The organism is Streptomyces sp. SP17BM10 (genome assembly GCF_036322405.1).
In the GTDB taxonomy this organism is placed as follows: Bacteria; Actinomycetota; Actinomycetes; order Streptomycetales; family Streptomycetaceae; genus Kitasatospora.
Map to the genome: position 1 here is coordinate 74,111 of NZ_JAQYXB010000480.1, position 18,707 is coordinate 92,817.

The 18,707-nt window shown below is 70.5% G+C and carries 9 protein-coding genes and 1 pseudogene; 6 read left to right on the plus strand and 4 right to left on the minus strand.

Features of this window, described 5'->3' with window-relative positions:
- Window positions 1-2: 2 nt before the first annotated feature.
- Window positions 3-3,968 (minus strand): LamG-like jellyroll fold domain-containing protein, encoded by a 3,966-nt coding sequence (locus tag PUR71_RS07970; protein WP_329925648.1) that lies wholly within the window; start codon window positions 3,966-3,968, stop codon window positions 3-5.
- A 331-nt stretch (window positions 3,969-4,299) separates the two neighbouring features.
- On the opposite strand from PUR71_RS07970, the gene PUR71_RS07975 reads away from it, so the two are divergent.
- Together PUR71_RS07975 and PUR71_RS07980 are read left to right on the plus strand one after the other, a co-directional pair.
- Window positions 4,300-11,382, plus strand: a complete 7,083-nt coding sequence (locus PUR71_RS07975) for an RHS repeat-associated core domain-containing protein (protein ID WP_329925649.1) — start codon at window positions 4,300-4,302, stop codon at window positions 11,380-11,382.
- A gap of 9 nt (window positions 11,383-11,391) precedes the next feature.
- Window positions 11,392-11,799, plus strand: a complete 408-nt coding sequence (locus PUR71_RS07980) for a hypothetical protein (protein WP_329925650.1) — start codon at window positions 11,392-11,394, stop codon at window positions 11,797-11,799.
- A 329-nt stretch (window positions 11,800-12,128) separates the two neighbouring features.
- On the opposite strand, the pseudogene PUR71_RS41180 reads toward PUR71_RS07980, so the two are convergent.
- A pseudogene (locus PUR71_RS41180) lies at window positions 12,129-12,419 on the minus strand (Uma2 family endonuclease); the annotation flags it as partial.
- Window positions 12,420-12,497: 78 nt separating this feature from the next.
- Here PUR71_RS41180 and PUR71_RS07985 point away from each other — a divergent pair.
- Complete coding sequence (locus PUR71_RS07985) at window positions 12,498-13,505, plus strand: NADP-dependent oxidoreductase (RefSeq protein WP_329925651.1); 1,008 nt, start codon at window positions 12,498-12,500, stop codon at window positions 13,503-13,505.
- A gap of 184 nt (window positions 13,506-13,689) precedes the next feature.
- A complete protein-coding gene (locus PUR71_RS07990) occupies window positions 13,690-15,072 on the plus strand; it encodes an amino acid permease (RefSeq protein ID WP_329925652.1) in 1,383 nt (460 codons plus the stop codon).
- A gap of 81 nt (window positions 15,073-15,153) precedes the next feature.
- On the opposite strand, the gene PUR71_RS07995 is transcribed toward PUR71_RS07990, so the two are convergent.
- Window positions 15,154-16,710 carry an ATP-binding SpoIIE family protein phosphatase gene (locus tag PUR71_RS07995; protein ID WP_329925654.1) on the minus strand — a complete coding sequence of 519 codons (1,557 nt, stop codon included), beginning with the start codon at window positions 16,708-16,710 and terminating at the stop codon, window positions 15,154-15,156.
- Window positions 16,711-16,950: 240 nt separating this feature from the next.
- On the opposite strand from PUR71_RS07995, the gene PUR71_RS08000 reads away from it, so the two are divergent.
- Window positions 16,951-17,559 carry a hypothetical protein gene (locus PUR71_RS08000; protein ID WP_329925655.1) on the plus strand — a complete coding sequence of 203 codons (609 nt, stop codon included), beginning with the start codon at window positions 16,951-16,953 and terminating at the stop codon, window positions 17,557-17,559.
- A gap of 26 nt (window positions 17,560-17,585) precedes the next feature.
- Complete coding sequence (locus PUR71_RS08005) at window positions 17,586-17,900, plus strand: DUF6980 family protein (protein WP_329925656.1); 315 nt, start codon at window positions 17,586-17,588, stop codon at window positions 17,898-17,900.
- Between the two features lie 10 nt (window positions 17,901-17,910).
- Here the strand turns inward: PUR71_RS08005 and PUR71_RS08010 are convergent, their stop codons facing one another.
- Window positions 17,911-18,663 (minus strand): MBL fold metallo-hydrolase, encoded by a 753-nt coding sequence (locus PUR71_RS08010; RefSeq protein ID WP_329925657.1) that lies wholly within the window; start codon window positions 18,661-18,663, stop codon window positions 17,911-17,913.
- Window positions 18,664-18,707 lie beyond the last annotated feature (44 nt).

Below are 18,707 nucleotides of genomic sequence, written 5' to 3' on the forward strand. Positions count from 1 at the left end.
GGTCAGAGCGCGGCCACCTGGTCGGCGGTCAGCGCGTACGGGAAGGTCCGGACGTCGGTGACGGCGCCGTTGGTGAGGTTGCTGTAGGAGCTGCCGCCGGCGGCGGCGGAGGCTCCGATGGAGAGGCCGTTGGGGGCCTTCCAGGGGCTGGTGTTGGTGGCGGAGCCGGCGTACTTGCCGTTGACGTAGAGCGTCATGACGTGGGTGTCGACGCTGTACGTGGCGACGAGGTGGTCCCAGTTGCCGATGTTCGGCTTGATCGTGGACTGGACGCCGTTCCAGGTGGTGCTGGGGTTGTCACTGCCGGTGGTGGTGAACGCCCAGGTGTTCGAGCCGCCGTCCGTGCCGTACCAGAGGTAGAACGCCTGGTGGTTGGTACCGCCCTCGGCGAGGACCGTCTGGTTCGCGGTGGGGGCGGATCCGAGGTAGGCCCACGCGGAGAGGGTGTAGCTCTGCGACGTGTCGACGACGGGCGCCGCGGTCCGCAGGTAGCCGCCGTTGCTGAAGTTGGCGGCGCCCTGTGCGGTGTTGTTGGGGCCCGTGGTCCAAAGGACGTTGCCGTTGATGGTGGCGGGGGCCAGGGTGCTGGTGTCGGTGGCGACGCCGTTGTTGCTGGTGGCGCCGGTGAGCTGCCAGCGGTCGGCGCCGAAGGCGGTGTTCAGGACGACGCTGCTGGCCGTCCAGGTGTAGCCGGGGCTGCAACTGGAACCGGTGGTGGTCGGGAAGTCGGGGAAGCCGGTCCAGATCCGAACGTCACCGGACGACGTGATTCCCCAGAGGGTGGAGTGACCGTTGCCGGTGAGGTCGCCGTCGGAGCCGACCCGCGGGTAGGCGGCGGAGGTGACGCCGCAGCCGATCAGGGTGTTGCTGGCGATGCCGGTGAAGGTGGGGAAGGCGGTGGTGCCGCTGCCGATGGGGTTGGGGACGTTGACGGTCCCGGCCGTGAGGACGTAGCCGCGGAGGTCACCGCTGCCCGGGTTGCGCACCCACAGTCCCGGCTGCGACTGGTTGGGCTGCTGGGCCCAGTCACCCGGGGAGATGAGGTTCCAGCCCTTCATTCCGGTGCCGACGACTCGCTTGGGCGTGCCGAGGGCACCGTTGCCGACGCCGGGGTAGTACCAGAGGGAGGCGTCGCCCGCGGAGTTCGTCTCGATGGTGAACAGGCCGGTGAGGTCCTTGAAGGTCCCCGCGTTGAGCTGGCTGGTGGTGGGGTCGCCGCTGGCGGCGATCTCCAGAGTCGTGGACCAGTTCTTCACGTAGCCGGTGCAGTCGGTCTGACCGGCGTCGCAGTCCGGCTTGGTGACCGAAATATTGCTGTCGAACTTGCCGGGGATGCCGCTGGTGTTGCCGACGTTCTTGTACCAGTACAGGTTCAGGCTGCCGGGCTTGTGGACGAACAGGTCGTCGACGTTCACGCCGCCGCTGAGGCTGCCGCGGTGGGTGGTCTGGTAGTTGGCCCATGAGTCGCCCGCGGAGCCGCTGCCGTTGTCGACCGGCGGCGTGTTGGTCGGCTTGGCCGACACGAAGTCCACGCCCTTGGGCGCGAGCGGGTTGCCCGGAACGCTGAACGCGCGCAGGTTGCCCGCGCTGTCCGGCGCGACGATCTTCGGCACGCCGTCACCGGTGACGTCGCCGAACACCGGCTTCGGCCCCGAGGGGTTCCACGGCACGTAGAACGAGTACGACGTGATCGGGGAGAGGTTGCCGGCGTTGTCCTCGGCCCGGGCGTAGACGATGTTGGTGCCCCAGTGGCTCGCGGTCACCGGGATCTGGTTGCCGGACAGGGAGCTGCCGCACACCGGTGTGCCGTCGGCGAGCAGCGGGTCGAAGCCGTAGATCACGCAGGCCACGCCGGAGACGTCGCCGCCCCCGACCGGGGTCGGGTCGTTGGCGGTGAACGGGATGTTGCCCTGCTGGCCGACGTAGACCGTCGAAACGACACCGCTGCCGGACGGCGGGAACTGCGAGGACGTGTAGGTGCCGGTGGTCGACCCGAGGGAGAGGGTCGGCTGGGTCAGGTCGACCCGGAAGTGGCAGACCGTGCTCGGGCTGGACCACGGCACGTTCGGCACGCCGTCGTATGCGTACATGTACCAGCCGTAGTCGTGCCCGTCCTTGAGCGTGCCGGCCGGCAGCGAGACGGAGGCCGTGCCGCCGCTCGCGGTCAGGGCCGTGGAGCCCCAGAAGACCCCGTTGCCGTTGGCACTGTCGTCCCAGACGCTGGCCTGGCCGTAGAGCTGGGACTGGACGGGGCTGGAGACGGTGGCGCTGAGGCTGACGGCGTTGGCCTGGTCACTGCCGGCGCCGAGCCAGCCCCAGGAGCTCATCGGGCTGTTCTCGCACGCCTCGTAGGTCTGCGACGGGCTGACGAGCTTGGGCTCGGGGGTGGTCTTGTTGCCGCTCGGGGTGTTGGGGGTGCGGTCGTAGGTGACGGAGATCGACGGCTGGTAGGTGAGCCGCTTGAACGCGTTCGCGTTGGACTCGTCGCCGTAGACGCCGAAGGTGATCGTGCCGTTGTTGGCGTTGGCGTTCTGCTGGACCGCGCTGGTGACCGTGTAGCTGAACGGCACGTTGTCGTGGCAGCCGGTCTGGCCGGAGCCGCCGACCTGGTCGGTGCCGAGCGAACCGCTCTGCTTGGCGGGCTGGTTGTTCCAGCTCGTGCTGTTGCTGATGGACGTGGTCCAGTAGAGGTCGAGCGGGTAGGTGGTGGTGCAGCTCCAGCTTGCGGAGACGTACTCCTGGAGGGTCACCGTGGCGTTGCCGATGACATCGCCCTCGATGCCGCTGACGTTGAACTGGTAGAAGGTGCGCTCGATGTCGTTGGGGCAGCTGCCACCTGCAGCGTAGTAGCCGCACACGCCGACGCCGGGGTGCGAGGCGTCGCTGGACCCGCTCTGCATCCAGTTCTGCGTGGTCTGGTAGGCGGACTGGACCCAGGTCCAGGCGTAGCCGTCCTCGCTGACCGGGACGAAGTCGGGGTCGATGTAGTAGGGCGCGGTGCCGTGGGCCAGCAGGTCCTGGCTCGGCGCCAGGTCGACGCCCCCGGCGTTCGCGGTCACCGGCACCTGCGCGGTCCGGGCGGCGCGTCCGGGGGCGGTGGGGTCGCTCTGCTCGTGCGCGTTCCCGGACGCCGCCGACGGGGCGGGGGCGTTGGCGGCCGCGGCCTGCGGGCGCACGCCTGCGGGCGAGGTGGAGCTGTCCCACATCAGGGGCGCGGCCGACGCCCAACGCGGCTTGCCGTCGGCCGACTTGGCGACCAGGTTGCCCGCCTTGTCCCCGCTGACCGAGATGCCGTCACCAGCGACGTCGAAATGCAGGTTCGCGAGCTGCGGGTTGGCCGCGGCCGCCTGCGTCTTGACGACCAGTACGGTGCTCAGGCCGCCGGCCTTGGTGGCGGTGACCTTGAGGTCGGTGTCCGGCGCGACGGTCGGGTAGACCAGGGTGTCGCCACTGACCGTGGGAGCCGGGAGCTTGAACGGCGCGGTGAGGGCCAGGTTCTTGCCGTCCGCGTCGGTCAGGGTGGCCAGCGGGCCGTCACCGCCCTTGGAGAGGACCAGCGGCGCTGCCGAGACCTTGGGCGAGAACGTGCCGTCCGGGTTCGCGGCGAGGGTGGCGTCCAGCGGGAGCCAGCTGCCGTTGCGCTTGGTGCGCTGCTGCTCGGCGTGCGAGGTCAGCTTCAGGTGGCCGTCGGGCGTGGCCACGGTCTCGCTGGACGCGGTGGTCAGCGAGTCGACCGGCACCTGCTGGTGGGTCGACTTCGCCTTCGCTATCGCCTGTCCGACCACGTCGCCCTGGGGGACGTCCTTCAGGTGCCGCGCGTCGTTCGCCGCCGTTGCGGCGGTGGACGGCGTGGCCGACGGCTGGTCGGCGACGGCGGGCGGCAGGGCGACGGCCGAGGCGGCCACGAGAGCCGCTGCGACGGTCAGTGGTCGAAGGAGCGCGGCGTGGCGCGCTCGCTGTCTGTTCACGGTGAGATTCCCCTTGAGAAGCGCTATGACCTGCGGATATGGTCCGTGCGGCCGATGAGAACGGTGTCGTCCGAACGTTCGTTTCGGCAAGTGCCACAGTGGTCTGACTGTCCGTTTTGACCAGAGGCTGCCGCTATGACCGGTGCATGAAATTGATCACAGTGGTGCGAATTGACGCATTGTCATTCTAATGCTTACTCTCCCATCCCACCATTAGAATATATCGGGGATCCGGCGGCTGATGCCGGGTCGGAAATGGGGGGATGTGATGGCATTGACGCCATCCGAAACTCCGCGCACACGAACCGCCCGCCATCTGAGAGGGAAGGCGGTGGCGGTCACCGTCGCGGCGGTCCTGGGCTCGATGCTCGCGCCGGTGTCGGTCGCCACCGCGGCGGGTCCGGACTACTCGAAGATCTGGTCGCCGCCGAACACGGCCCTGCCGAAGACACCGTCGGTCAAGGGCGCGAACGTCGCGCCGGTGCCGGTGGCCAAGCCGGAACACCCGGTTCCGCCTGTCTGGACGCCGCCGAAGAGCCCGCAACTGGTCCCGGCCGGCCACGCCTCGGTCCGGCTGGGATCCGCGCCCGGGCCGAAGGCCCTCACGACGGGTGAACGACCCGAGGCCGGTGACGAGTCCAAGGCGTCCGGCCTGCCGGTCACCGTCGCGCCGCTCGCGGGCTCGTCGATGGCGGGCCAGACCGTCCAGGTCGACGTCGCGGACGCCAAGGCCACTGCGGCCGCGGGCCTTCCCGGCGTCGCGGTGACCATCACCCGCCCGGGCGCGGGCGACGACGCACCCGTGCGCCTCGACATCGACGCGTCAAGCCTCGACGCCGCCTTCGGCGCGAACTGGGCGGCCCGCGCACACCTGGTGGTGATGCCGGAGTGCGCGACGACGACGCCTCAGGTGCCCGGCTGTCTGAAGCAGACTCCGCTCGACTCGCACTACGACCCGTCGACGAAGAAGCTCGTCGCCGACGTCCCGCTCACCGGCACCGGGACCGCCAAGTCCGCCACGGTGAAGGCCTCGACCACCACGGCCGACGGCGCGGCCCGGGCGGTGTACGCCGACAGCACCACGACGTCGACCACCGTCGTCGCGGTGTCGGGCTCATCGAGCGGCGCCGGCACGTACTCCGCCACTTCGCTGAACCCGTCGCAGGCATGGACGGCCGGCGGCTCCTCGGGGGCGTTCACCTACTCGTACCCGGTCCAGTCACCACCGGCCCTGGGCGGCTCGGCGCCATCGGTGGCGCTCGGCTACGACTCGTCCTCGGTCGACGGCAAGACCTCGTCGACCAACTCCCAGGCGTCCTGGATCGGTGACGGCTGGGACTACCAGCCCGGCTTCGTCGAGCGCTCCTACAAGCCGTGCTCTCAGGACGGGATCACAGGCTCCGGCGACGAGTGCTGGGGCGGCGCGAACCTGACGCTGTCGATGGCCGGCCACTCCGGCCAGCTCGTCCCGGACGACGCGTCCTGCACCGCGAGCGCGCCGGCCTCGATGGAACAGTCGGCCTGCACCTGGCGGCTGAAGGGCGACGACGGCACGAAGATCCAGTTCCTCACCGGTGCCACCAACGGCACGTGGAACGGCTCCTACATCAAGCTGACCGACACGCACGGCACGGCCTACTACTTCGGCCTGAGCCACCTTCCCGACGCGAACGGCAACCCGAGCACGCTGGGTGCGGACAGCGGTTCGGCGTGGACGGTGCCGGTGTTCTCCCCGAACTCCGGCGACCCGTGCTACGACTCCACCAAGGGCCAGGCGTCCTGGTGCCGGACGGCGTGGCGCTGGAACCTCGACTTCGTCGTCGACACGCACGGCAACCTGACCACCTACACCTACACGCCCGAGACGAACTACTACGCCCTCGGCGGCGGTCAGAACAACGGGACCGGCGCCAGCACCTCCTACACCCGAAGCGGCGTGCCCTCCACGATCGGCTACGGCCAGCGCCTGTCGGACCAGCTGGGCAACAACGGTTCCTACAACCCGGCGGCGAAGATCGTCTTCACGTCGGGCGAGCGCTGCATCGGCACGGCTTGCGACCCCGCACAGCGGACGCTCGCGAACGCCACCAACTGGCCCGACGTCCCGCTCGACCAGCAGTGTGACGGGACGAGCACCTGCACCGTCTACGGGCCGACGTACTGGACCACCAAGTGGCTCAACAACGTCACCACGTATGTCAGGGCCAACGGCGCCTATCAGACGGTCGACTCGTACGCCCTGAACCACACGTTCGCCAACGTCCAGAACGCCACCGAGAACACCCAGGTCGCCTGGCTCGCCTCGGTCCAGCGCACCGGCCAGGACGCCCAGGCCACCGGTGGTGCGGTCCCGCCGCTGCCGCCGGTGTCCTTCACCTCCCAGCTGCTGCCCAACCGCGTCGACGGCACGAACCTGGTGCCCGCCCGGCCCGCGTACAACCGGCCGCGCATCCAGATGATCACCAGCGAAACCGGCTCGACCATCGGCGTCAACTACGACAGCGACGTCCTCGTCGCCAATTCGACCAGCTGCTCGCGCAACAACAACGTGATGCCGGCCACCGCGGACAGTGACACGCGGTCCTGCTACAACGTCAAGTGGTACCCGCCGAACTCCAAGCCCGGCGACGCACCGGTCGACGACTGGTTCCTCAGGTACCCCGTCACCAGCGTCACGGTGAACCCGAACACCCCGGGCGCGACCCCCCAGGTCACCGGCTACAGCTACGGCAAGGCGGCCTGGCACCGCAACGACTCCCCGCTCACCCGGGACGTCGACCGCACCTGGGACCAGTTCCGCGGCTACGCGAGCGTCACCGCCGTCACCGGCAGCGGCACCGACGGCCCCCAGGCGCAGAAGTCCACGACCTACTACCAGGGCATGGACGGCGACCGGCTCGCCAACGGCTCCGCTCGCAGCATCACCAACCTCGCGGGCCCGATGAGCGGCCAGGTCACGGGAAGCAACCCGGTCACCGACTCCGACTGGCTGTCGGGCCAGACCCTGGAGTCCGACACCTACACCCAGGCCGGCGGCGGCATCGCCTCCTACACGGTGAACACGTTCAGCGGTCCGGTCACCACCGCCACGCACGGTCAGGGCAGCCTGCCCTCCCTCGTCGCCCGCTACGCGGCGACGGGTTCGGTCGGTACGTCGAAGGACCTCAAGGCCGACAACACTTGGCGCACGTCGACCAGGACGACCACGAGCGATTCCGCGCACAACAACCGCTTGTCCACCGACCTTCACAGCGCCGACGGACTGCCGGACATCTGCAACAAGTACACCTACGCGACCGGTGCCAACCCCCAGCAGACTGACCTGCTGTCCCGCACGATCGTGGAGACCGGCACCAACCCCTGTACCGCCCAGGCCCTCCAGCCCAACACGGTCTCCGCCACCCGCACGCTCTACGACGGCCTCCCCTTCGGGCAGGCCGGGGCGGTCGGCGATCCCACGGGAACCCAGGTCCTCGACAGCTGGGACGCCAACGGCAACCCGGTCTACCCGACCGTCCAGACCAAGACGTACGACGCCTACGGCCGCGTCAGCAGCGTCACCGACCCGTTCTCCACCGACAGCGCCCACACCAGCGGCGCGATCACCACCACCAGGTACTCCGCCGCACAGACCGGTGAGCTGCCGACCGGCATGACCGTCACCATCCCGGCCCCCGCCGGCGCGAGTGACGTGAGCACGGGCCGGACGACGACCACCACACTGGACAGCGCCCGCGCGCTCCCGACTGCGGCCACCGACCCCAACGGCCGGACCGTGAACGAGGCCTACGACCAGCTCGGGCGCCTCACCAGTGTCTGGCTACCGGGCCGGCCCACCACGTCCAGCGCGAACAAGACCTTCTCCTACTCCCTCCCGGGCATCGCCAACAACAGCGCGGTGCCACCAACGATCACCACCTCCATCCTGCGATCGGACGGATCGCACAGCGTCGGCATCCAGATCACGGACGGCCTGGGCCGCACGGTCCAGACCCAGTCCTCGCCGGCGAGCTCCGCCTACAGCGGGCGGATGATCACCGATGCGGTCTACGACTCGCAGGGCCGGATAGCCCGTGCGAACGCCGCCTGGTACAACAACGACACCGCACCCAGCACGACGCTGTACCAGACCACCATCCAGCGGGCCCCGGCCCAGACCTACACCGTCTACGACGGGCTCGGCCGCCCGGTGACCATCCAGTCCCTGGCCTTCGGCGCGGTCCAGAGCACCACCACCAACGCCTACCCCGGCGTGGACCGCACCGACGTGACCCCGCCCGCCGGGGCCACGCCGACCTCCCTGCTCACCGACGCCCGCGGGCAGAAGGTGCAGCTGTGGCAATACCGGACGGCCACCGCCACCGGCAACCAGACCGACGCGGACGTGACCTCGTACACGTACACGACCGACGGTCACCTCGCCACGCAGAAGGACGCCGCGGGCAACACCTGGACCCATGCCTACGACCTGCGCGGCCGTGAGATCTCCACGACCGACCCGGACACCGGCACCACCACCAAGGCCTTCGACCCGGCGGGCCGCCTGGCCTCCACCACCGACGCCCGCAACCAGACCGTCACCTACGCCTACGACCTGCTCGGCCGGAAGACCGGCTCCTTCGCCGGCGCCGCCACCACGGCCAACCAGCTGACCGGCTTCACCTACGACACCGTCCTGCCCGGACAGCCGGCCACCTCCACCCGATACGTGGGCGGAGGCACCGGCACCGCCTACACCACCTCCATCGACTCCTACGACACCGACTACCACCCCACCCAGACGACCACCACGATCCCCGGATCCGAGATCAGCTCCGCGCAGCCGTTCAAGTACGTCTACCAGGCGTCCTACGACCCCATCACCGGCGCACTCACCGCCGACAGCCGCCCGGCAGTCGGCGACATCGCCGCCGAGACGGACCTCTACTCCTACGACACCAACGGTCCGCTGAGCAGCTTCGGCGCCTTCGGCGGCGTGACCTACGACGTCGGCTCGGCCTGGGACGCCTACGGGCGCAACATCCGCTCCACGGTGAACCCGTGGGGCACCCAGATCGTCGTCACCAACACCTACGACGAGTCCACCGGTCGCCCGCTCCAGCAGTTCGTCGACAAGCAGACCGCCGGCACCGGCGCAGTCCAGCAGACCACCTACGCCTACAACGCGGCAGGTCAGGTCACCGCGGCCCGCAACATCCCGGACAACACCCCGTCGTCCACCGACCTGCAGTGCTTCGGCTACGACTACCTCGGGCGACTGAACGCCGCCTGGTCCGACACCGGCACGCTCACCCAGGCCGCGCAGCCGACGGTGGGAGGCGTCGGCTCCTGCACCAACTCCACGCCCACCGGCGGTGCTCAGGCCCCGTCGAGGACGACGGTCGGCGGCCCGGCCGCCTACTGGCAGACCTACGGCTACGACCTGACCGGCAACCGGACCCAGCTCGTCCAGCACGACCCGTCCGGCGACACCACCAAGGACGCGACCAGCACCCAGACCTTCCCGGCCGCGGGAACCGTCAACAGCGGCAGCGGCGGACCGCACTCCCTGACCACCAGCACCACCGCGGTCAACGGCAACTCCACCGGCTACGCCCACGACGCCTACGACGCCGCGGGCAACACCGCCAGCCTCTACACCTACGCCAACGGCACGACCACCCTCGGCTGGACGGCCGAAGGCAAGCTCGACACCGTCAACCCGACCGTCCAGATCACCGGCGTCGGCGGCAAGTGCCTCTACCTCCAGAACAGCAGCAGCGCCTCCGGGACCCCGGCGGCGATCGCCGGCTGCACCAGCACCCCCGCCGAGAAGTTCAACACCACCGGCAACGTCCTCAAGGTCTACGGCCAGTGCCTGACCGCGATGGGCACCACAGCCGGTTCCGCGGTTCAGCTGCAGCCCTGCAGCGGGAGCTCGACGCAGACCTGGACGAGCCGTTCGGACGGCACCATGCTCAACGGCGCCGCCAACGAATGCCTCGCGGTCCCCGGTGGTGTCACCGCCGACGGCACCGCCGTGGTCATCGCGGACTGCGGCACGCCCGTCCCGGCCGGCCAGGGCTGGAGCGTCCCCGACCAGCACACCGGCTACGTCTACGACGCCTCCGGCAACCAGCTGATCCGCCGCGACCCCGGCAAGGTCACCATCACCCTCGGCGGTGACGAGCTGGTCTACAGCGGCGGCACCCCGACCGGCGTCCGCTACTACCAGATCCCCGGTGGCATCACCCTGGTCCGCCAGGGCGGCACGTCCACCTTCCAGATCAACGACCCGCACGGCACGGGCACCCTGGCCCTGGACGGCACCACGCTCACCGAGAGCCGCCGCCCGACCGACCCGTTCGGCAACCCCCGCGGCCCCCAGCCCGCCACCTGGGCCGGCGACCACGGCTTCGTCGGCGGCACCAAGGACGACACGACGGGCCTGACCAACCTCGGCGCCCGCGAGTACCAGCCGTCCACCGGGCGGTTCATCAACCCGGACCTCCTGCTGAACACCGACGACCCTCAGCAGTGGAACGGGTACGGCTACGGCAACAACGACCCGGTCAACCGCAGTGACCCGAGCGGCCTGATGGTCGCCGACCCCACCACCGGGCTCGGCTTCGGCACGGTCAGTCAGATGGACGATTACCACAACGACCATCCGGCGCCCGATCCGATCTGCACGCCAGGCACACCGGGGTGCTTCGGGCCCGTCGTCCCGACGTCCACGTCCACGTCCACGCCCACGCCGGTCTGCAGGCCCGGCACGTCAGGGTGCTACGGGCCCGTCCTCCCGAAGAAGACCCTGTTCCCCGCCCCTTCGCAGCCACTCCACGATTCCCTGGAATGCGGCAGTGAGAGGACCTATTCCGAGATGGCGTGCACTGCCATAGCCATGGCAGCCATTCCCCTGGGTCTGGCGCAGGGAACGGTCCAGGCGGTCGGAAGCGCGAGCACGACGTTCAGCCAGCAGATGCGAGCGGGGAAGACCTCCCAGATCCGTTCGCGAGGCGCGCAGGGAATGAACTACCTCCGCCGCAATTCGGACGTCCAGAAGTTCGGGAGCCTGGGCCGGTCCGATGGCTGGACGCTCTTCGGCAGAACGCTCAGTGGAGTGGGCGCCGCTCAGGCTGCGATGTCCGGCTATGACGGCGCCAGGGACAACGGAGCTACGGTTGCCAGGTCGGCGGCGATCGGAATCACCGAGGCCGGTGTCGATTTCGTCATCGCTGACGTGGTGGGGACAACCCTGGTCCGAGCCGGAATCGCAGGCGGCGGTCTCGTGGGAGGAGGCGTCCCTGGTGCCGTGGTCGGTGGGGTGGCCGGAGCGGTGGCCGCCGCGTACGTGACGACCTACGTCACGAACTACACGAATGACCTCATATCGAATGCGTATGGAATGATTCCGCCTAGCAAGTGGTTTTAGGAGGCTGGTTTGAGTCAGGGAATCTTCGTCCTGCTCCTGATTTCGGGTGGGGCGGTGTTCAACACGTGGCGTGCCGTCATGGTGGCCAGGCGGCCGGACCTGTTCGAGCCGTACGCCCAGCAGGAGCCGCTCAGCATCTTCAGCCCGAGGTTCAGGCGGGGAATGGTGCGTGGATCCGCCCCCATGGCCGTCGCCAGCTGGGCGCTCGCGGCGTTCATGTGCACGGCGGTTGTCATGGGAGGTCGGACGGCAGTGTCTGCCGACTCCCTGCTGATTGCCGCGATACCGCTCGCGGTTCTCGTGGCCGGCTTCCTGATGGCCATTTCGGTGGCGGCGTTCAACCGCCCGAAATGGTGCGTGCCCAGGTACCTTCGCGACGAGCCGGGAGCCTGGTCCAAGCGAGCGAAGCAGCATTGAATCGGGGGAACCTGACACCCTGATCCATTGACGCCCGGAGGGGCGCCACCCCACACGGCGGCGCCCCTCCGCGGCTTTCCCGGGTCGATCGCTCCCGGTGTCGTGCCATCAACGTGGCGGACGCGGAGCGGCCGCCACGAGAGCCTCGGAACCGGGTCCGTGCCACATCGGTCAGAACCGGCCAGTTGGGAGGAATCCCCTTTCGAAGACCCTCTCAGAACTCGCCGGGGTCCAACTTCCACGGCGAACGGCTCCAGCAGCCGCAGCCGGACGCCGAAGGGGCGGGAGCCCTCGATGAGGGCGCAGTCGGGCTCGCCGAGCCGGGAGAACAGCGTCCACCCGCGTTCCCTCCGGTCGACCAGCAGGTAGACCGGAGAGCCGAATTGCGCGTAGCGGCGGCGCTTCACGGTGTGCCCCGGGTCGGTGGTCGACGGCGAGAGGACCTCGACGTCCGATCGGGGATCAGCGCCCCCCGATGACTTGACGAAATCGGCTGGTACGACGGCCAGGTGCGGCACATAGCGCTTCGCCGCGCCCGGGCAGTCGAGGGCGCCGGAGCCCGCGAGCCGGCCGAGCTCGCGGATGCGAGGACGGAGCCGCTGCCGAGGGGCGTCTGGCACACCCCTCTGGCCAGATGACTAAGCGCTTGCTTAGACTCACGCTCACGTGTCATCGCCGTGTCGACTGGAGGCGCCCCCATGTCCGCTGTCAATCGCCAGGTCCGTCTTGCCCGCCGACCCGTCGGGGAGGTGCGCGACGGGGACTGGGAGCTGGTCGACGGCGCGGTCGGCGAGGCCGGCGACGGGCAGTTCGTCGGGCGAACGCGGTTCGTGTCGCTGGACCCCGCGATGCGCGGGTGGCTGGACGACCGGCCGTCGTACCTGCCGCCGGTGGGGATCGGCGAGGTCATGCGGGCCGGGTCGGTGGTCGAGGTCGTCGAGTCGCGGCACCCGAAGTTCAAGGTCGGCGACCACGTCGTGGGCGCGTTCGGCGTGCAGGAGTTCGCCGTGTCGGACGGCAAGGGCGCGCTGCGCGTCGACCCGTCGCTCGCGCCGCTCTCGACGTACCTGGGCGCCCTCGGGATGCCCGGCATGACGGCGTACTTCGGCCTGCTGGACGTCGGCGCGCTCAAGGAGGGCGAGACGGTCGTGGTGTCCGGGGCGGCCGGAGCCGTCGGGACGATGGCCGGCCAGATCGCCAAGGTCAAGGGCTGCCGGGTGATCGGCATCGCGGGCGGGCCGGAGAAGTGCGCCCTGCTCACCGAGGAGCTCGGCTTCGACGCCGCGATCGACTACCGCTCGGAGGACGTCCGCAAGGCCCTGCGCACGCACGCCCCGGACGGCATCGACGTCTACTTCGACAACGTCGGCGGCGACATCCTCGACGCCGCCCTCACCCGGCTCGCGATGCACGCCCGCGTCGTGATCTGCGGGGCGATCAGCCAGTACAACAACGAGACCGCCGTCCAGGGCCCCTCCAACTACCTGTCCCTGCTGGTGCGCCGGGCCCGCATGGAGGGCTTCGTCGTCTTCGACTACGCGAGCCGCTACACCGAGGCCGCGGCCGAGATCGCCGGCTGGATCGGCGAGGGCCGGATCAAGGTCAAGGAGCACGTGGTCGAGGGCACCGTCGACGACTTCCCGCAGACGTTCCGGATGCTGTTCAGCGGCGAGAACACCGGGAAGCTGGTGCTGCAACTGCCGTGATCACCGGGTTCGGCGCCCCGCCGGACGAGTGCCGGTGCGAGGGGCGCCGAACAGGAAATCTTGCGGTGGCGGGCCAGGGTAGGCAGGACGAAAACCACCGATTTGGTACAGAGCGGTATCTCTCTGTGAGCATGGGCGGTCGCTCCACCGAGCGCAGCAGGACCAGGAAAGGCGCACCACCCCCATGCAGACCAGCCCGGCCGTGACCCGGCAGGCTCCCCGGCCGACCCCGCCCACCGGCGCGGAGCCCGCCACCCCCGTCCCCGCCCCCTCCGGCCGGCGATTCGGCCTGCCGACCGCGACCGCGCTCGTGATGGGGAACATCATCGGCGGCGGCATCTTCATGATCCCGGCGGCCGTGGCGCCGTTCGGGACGGTCAGCCTGGTCTCGTTCGCGGTGCTGACCGTCGGCGCGATCGCACTCGCACTCGTCTTCGGACAGCTGGCCCGCCGCAACCCGCGCACCGGCGGGCCTTACGTCTACGCCCGTGAGGCGTTCGGTGACTTCGCCGGGTTCATCTCGGCCTGGTCGTACTGGATCACCACGTGGGTCAGCAACGCGGCGCTCGCCGTGGCGGCCGTCGGCTACCTCGACGTACTGGTGCCGGTGCAGCACTCCACCGCCGTCACCATCGCCGCCGCGCTGACCGTGCAGTGGCTGCCCGCGCTGGCGAACCTGGCCGGCACCCGGTACGTCGGGGCCGTCCAACTCGTCTCCACCGTCCTGAAGTTCATCCCGCTGGCGCTGGTCGCGGTGGGCGGGCTCGGCTTCTTCGACCCGAAGAACCTCGGCCCGTTCGACGCCTCCGGCCAGGGCGTGGTCGGCGGCATGACAGCCGCCGCGGCGATCCTGCTCTTCAGCTACCTCGGCGTCGAGTCGGCGGCGATGAGCGCCGGCAAGGTCCGCGACCCCGAGCGCAACGTCGGCCGGGCGAGTGTGCTCGGCACGGCGGGCGCGGCCCTGGTCTACCTGCTGGGCACGCTGGCGGTGTTCGGCACCGTGGCGCACGACAAGCTCGTCCACTCCTCCGCGCCGTTCTCGGACGCCGTCAACGCGATGTTCGGCGGTTCGTGGGGCGGGACGGTCATCGCCGTCGCGGCACTGATATCGATGACGGGCGCCCTCAACGGCTGGACGCTGCTCGCCGCGCAGGCGCCGTACGCGGCCGCCAAGGACGGGCTGTTCCCGGCCGCGTTCGCCAAGGAGAAGCGCGGGGTGCCGGTGCTCGGCGTCGTCGTCAGCGTCGCGCTGGCCTCGGTGCTGACGGTGCTCAACTTCGCGTCCGGTGCGAAGGGCGCGTTCGACGCCCTCGTGCTGATCACCACCTTCACCGCGACCGTCCCCTACCTGCTCTCCGCCGCCGCCCAGCTCTACTGGCTGGTGCGCGACGGCCGCGAGGTGGCCGGCGGCCGCCTCGTCCGCGACGCGGTGCTGGGCCTGGGCGCGTTCGGCTTCTCGCTGTGGCTGGTGGCGGGCGCCGGGTACGCGGCCGTCTACCAGGGCGTGCTGTTCCTGTTCGCGGGCGTCCTCGTGTTCGTCTGGATGGCCGGGCGCCGCAAGGATTAGCCAACACCCATGCCGGGAGCGCCCGGTGGTACTTGTCCGCCGCAAGTACCGCCGGGCGCTTCCCCGTCGCCGCGGGGACGGTCAGGGGGCTTCGCCCAGTGGCACCGTGAACCAGGTGGTCTTTCCCAGCTCGGCGGGGCGGGTGCCCCAGCGGTGGGCGATGGCCTCGACGAGGGTCAGGCCGCGGCCCGACTCCTCGTCCGTCTCGGCGAGCCTGGGGTGCGGCAGGTGCGGGCTGTGGTCGGTGACTTCGACGACCAGTTCGGCCGGGTGGCAGCGCAGGTGCAGCCGCACGGGGCCCTTGCCGTGCTGGATCGCGTTGGTGAGCACCTCCGACGTCAGCAGTTTGACGTCATCGGTCAGGTGGCCGTGGTTCCAGGAGCCGAGGACCTTCTCGACGAACACCCGCGCCTCGGCGGAGGACGTCGGGACGGCGGGCAGCTCGATCGTGGCCGTGGCGTCCGGCGCGGCGGGCACCTGGGCCAGCAGGAGCGTGACGTCGTCGTCGTAGCCGGGCACGGGCGGGAGCAGCGTCGCGAGGATGTGGTCGGCCGCGGCTTCCAGGTTGCCGGGGTCGGGGGCCGTGTCGATGGCGGCCATGAGGGTGTCGAGGCGGTCCTCGATGTCGCACCCGGGGGCCTCGATCAGGCCGTCGGTGAACAGCGCGAGCAGGGTGTGCGGCGGCAGGACGGCGGAGGTCTGCTGATGGGGGACGCCGCCCACGCCCAGCGGCGCGCTCACCGGCGCGGGCAGGATCCGGGCGCCCTCGCCGGGGGTCGCGGCCAGGATCGGGAGGTGGCCGGCCGAGCAGACGGACACCTCCCGGGTGTCGGGGGCGATGACCAGGTAGCAGCAGGTGACGAGCTGGTCGGGGACGGCGAGGTCGCCGACGACCGTCTCCAGCGACTGCATCAGCTCCCTCGGTCCCATCCCGGTGATGGCCAACGCGTGCGCGGCCGAGCGGAGTTGACCCATGACGGCGGCGGCCTCCAGGCCGCGGCCCATGACGTCCCCGATGAGGATCCCGACCCGGCCGGCGCCCAGCGGGATGAGGTCGAACCAGTCCCCGCCGACGCCCGCCCCCTGCGTCGCCGGCCGGTAGCGGTGGGCGGCGGTGAGGCCGGGGATGGCGGGCGGGGTGCCCATCAGGCTGCGCTGGAGGGTGAGCGCGATGTGCCGCTGCTGCTCGTAGAGCACGGTCAGTTCGGCCTCCGCGGCCTTGCGGTCGCTGACGTCGCGGACGGCGGCGGAGAACAGCAGGCCGTCGCTGGTCTCCAGCGGGCTGAGGCTGATCTCCACGGGGAACTCGGTGCCGTCCTTGCGCAGCCCCCGCAGGTCCAGGCCCGCGCCCATGGGCCGCACCTGCCGGTTGGCCGCGTAGCCGTTGCGGTGCCGGGCGTGGTGGGCGCGGAACCGGCCGGGGATCAGCAACTCGACCTTCCGCCCCAGGAGTTCCTCGCGGCCGTAGCCGAACAGCGCCTCGGTCTGGGCGTTCACCAGCGTGATCGTCCCGGTGTCGTCCACGATCACCATCGCGTCCGGCGCCGCTTCGAGCAGTCCCCGGAACCGCTCCTCGGCGGCCGGTGAGCCGCCCTCGCTCTCCCCCTGGGCCTTCGCTGATCCGTGCGCCTTGCCCATGTCGACCCCAGATGCGTCGTACTGTACGAGTTTCGAGAGCAATACCACCGCAACAGGGCTGCTTTCCAGGACACTTGACCCCATTTGTCGCATCACGAACGGAACTGGACGCCATCTGAACGCAACCAACCGTTCAGCGAGCTCCGCGCTTGCGGCACGCCCCCGGCGCAGGCCCGACAAACCGGTACCGCCGACCGCCCGCCCGGGAGAGACTCGACCGGACGGTGAGGAGGGGGAACCATGGCACGACCCGCGGTCGGAGCGACGCCGCACCGCTGCATCGAGTGCGGCGGCTACGAGTACGGCGGCGCGCCCACCTGTTCGGCCTGCCGCGCACTCGTCGACGGCATCGTCGAGGACGAGTGGGCGGCCTTCCTGGCCCGCATGGAAGCGGCCGGCGAACCCGACGCGACGGCCCTCGCCGAGCTCGTCGCGGCCGAGCCGGACCAGCACGACTGGCGCGTGGTCGACGCCGCCCTCGACCGCCTCATCTGCCCCGACTGCGGCGACCGGCTCGCCCGCGGCCCACTCGGCTGCGCCCCCTGCGACCTCGCCCACGGCTTCCGGTACGCCGCGATCGAGACCGACCGGCCGGGCGTGCCGTGGGGCAACGAACACGGCGTCCGCGTCAACGTCTCCGTCGTCCGCCGCCCCCACGTGACCTCCCCCGACGAACTCCTCGCCCGGCGCCTGACCCTCCCCCTCCTCCTCGCGGGCCACCTGCCGACGACGGCGGAGGCACAGCGGATGAGCGCACGGATCCGGCAGGCCCCGGCGGCGCGGCGGGAGGAGGTCATCGCGGAGGCCGTGGAGGAGATGCTGCGGCGGAACTGCCTGGGCGGAGGGTGATCATTTCAGCCCGTAGTCTTCCTCCCATGACCGAGCACTGCTGCGAATTGATGACGACCCGGGTCGACTGGCGCTGCGACCAGCACGACGACCCCTTCGAATGCCCGGACGCCCTGGTCCACTTCAGCGCCACGTTCCAGGAGTACGGGCTGATCGTCCACGACGGCGGTGCGGCGGTCATCGAGATCGGCTTCTGCCCGTGGTGCGGTCGGCGTCTCCCGGAGTCGCAGCGGGACCGGTGGTTCGACGAACTGGAGCGCCGCGGTATCGATCCGTGGGAGGACGACGTGCCGGAGGAGTTCGAGGACGGGCGCTGGCTCGCCTCGCTGCCTCGGGAGTAGTGTCGGCCCCCTATCCGAGGGTCTCGGGGACTCCCGGGGTGAGCCAGTGGAGGCGGTCGGCGAGGCCGGCGGCGGTGAAGTGGGCGGTCGTCTCCTCCCGGCCCTCGGTGAAGTGCTCCCACGACGTGTAGTGCAGCGGGACCACCCGGCGGGCGCCGAGGGAGCGGGTGAGGGCGGCGGCCTGGGCCGCGTCCATGGTGATGAGCTCGCCGCCTCCGAACGCCTCGATGCGGGCGGCGCCGAGGTGCAGGAACGCGGTGCCGATGCGGAAGCGCCGTCCGATCTCGTCGAGTTCGGGGATGTGGACGGTGTCGCCCGAGATGTAGACGGCCTCCTCCTCGCCGGGCACCTCGATCACGAAGCCCGTGACGTCGCCGACCGGGCCGTGGAGGCAGGGCGTGCCCGTGACGCGCAGCGTGCGGCCGTCGACGGTCAACTCGTGCGTGGCCCACGGCGCCAGGCCGACGGCTCCCCCGCCGAGGCGGCCGACGCCGCTGACCGTGGTGAGCACCGGGCGGCCGTCCAGCAGCTCGCGGCCGGTGGCGTCGAGGTTGTCGGGGTGCTCGTCGTGGCTGAGCAGGACCGCGTCCGCCTCGGGCAGCCGGTCGGCGTCGATCGCCGGGCCGGCCGTGCTCTGCAGGGTGACGGGGCCGCGCCGGTACTCGGCGGGTGCGGGGTCGAAGGCCGGGTCGGTGAGCAGGCGCAGGCCGCCGATCTCCAGCAGGGCGGTGGCGGTGCCGATGTGGGTGACGGTGATGGTCACGTGGTCTCCGTGGGTCAGGTGTGGTCAGTGTGGTCAGGTGTGGC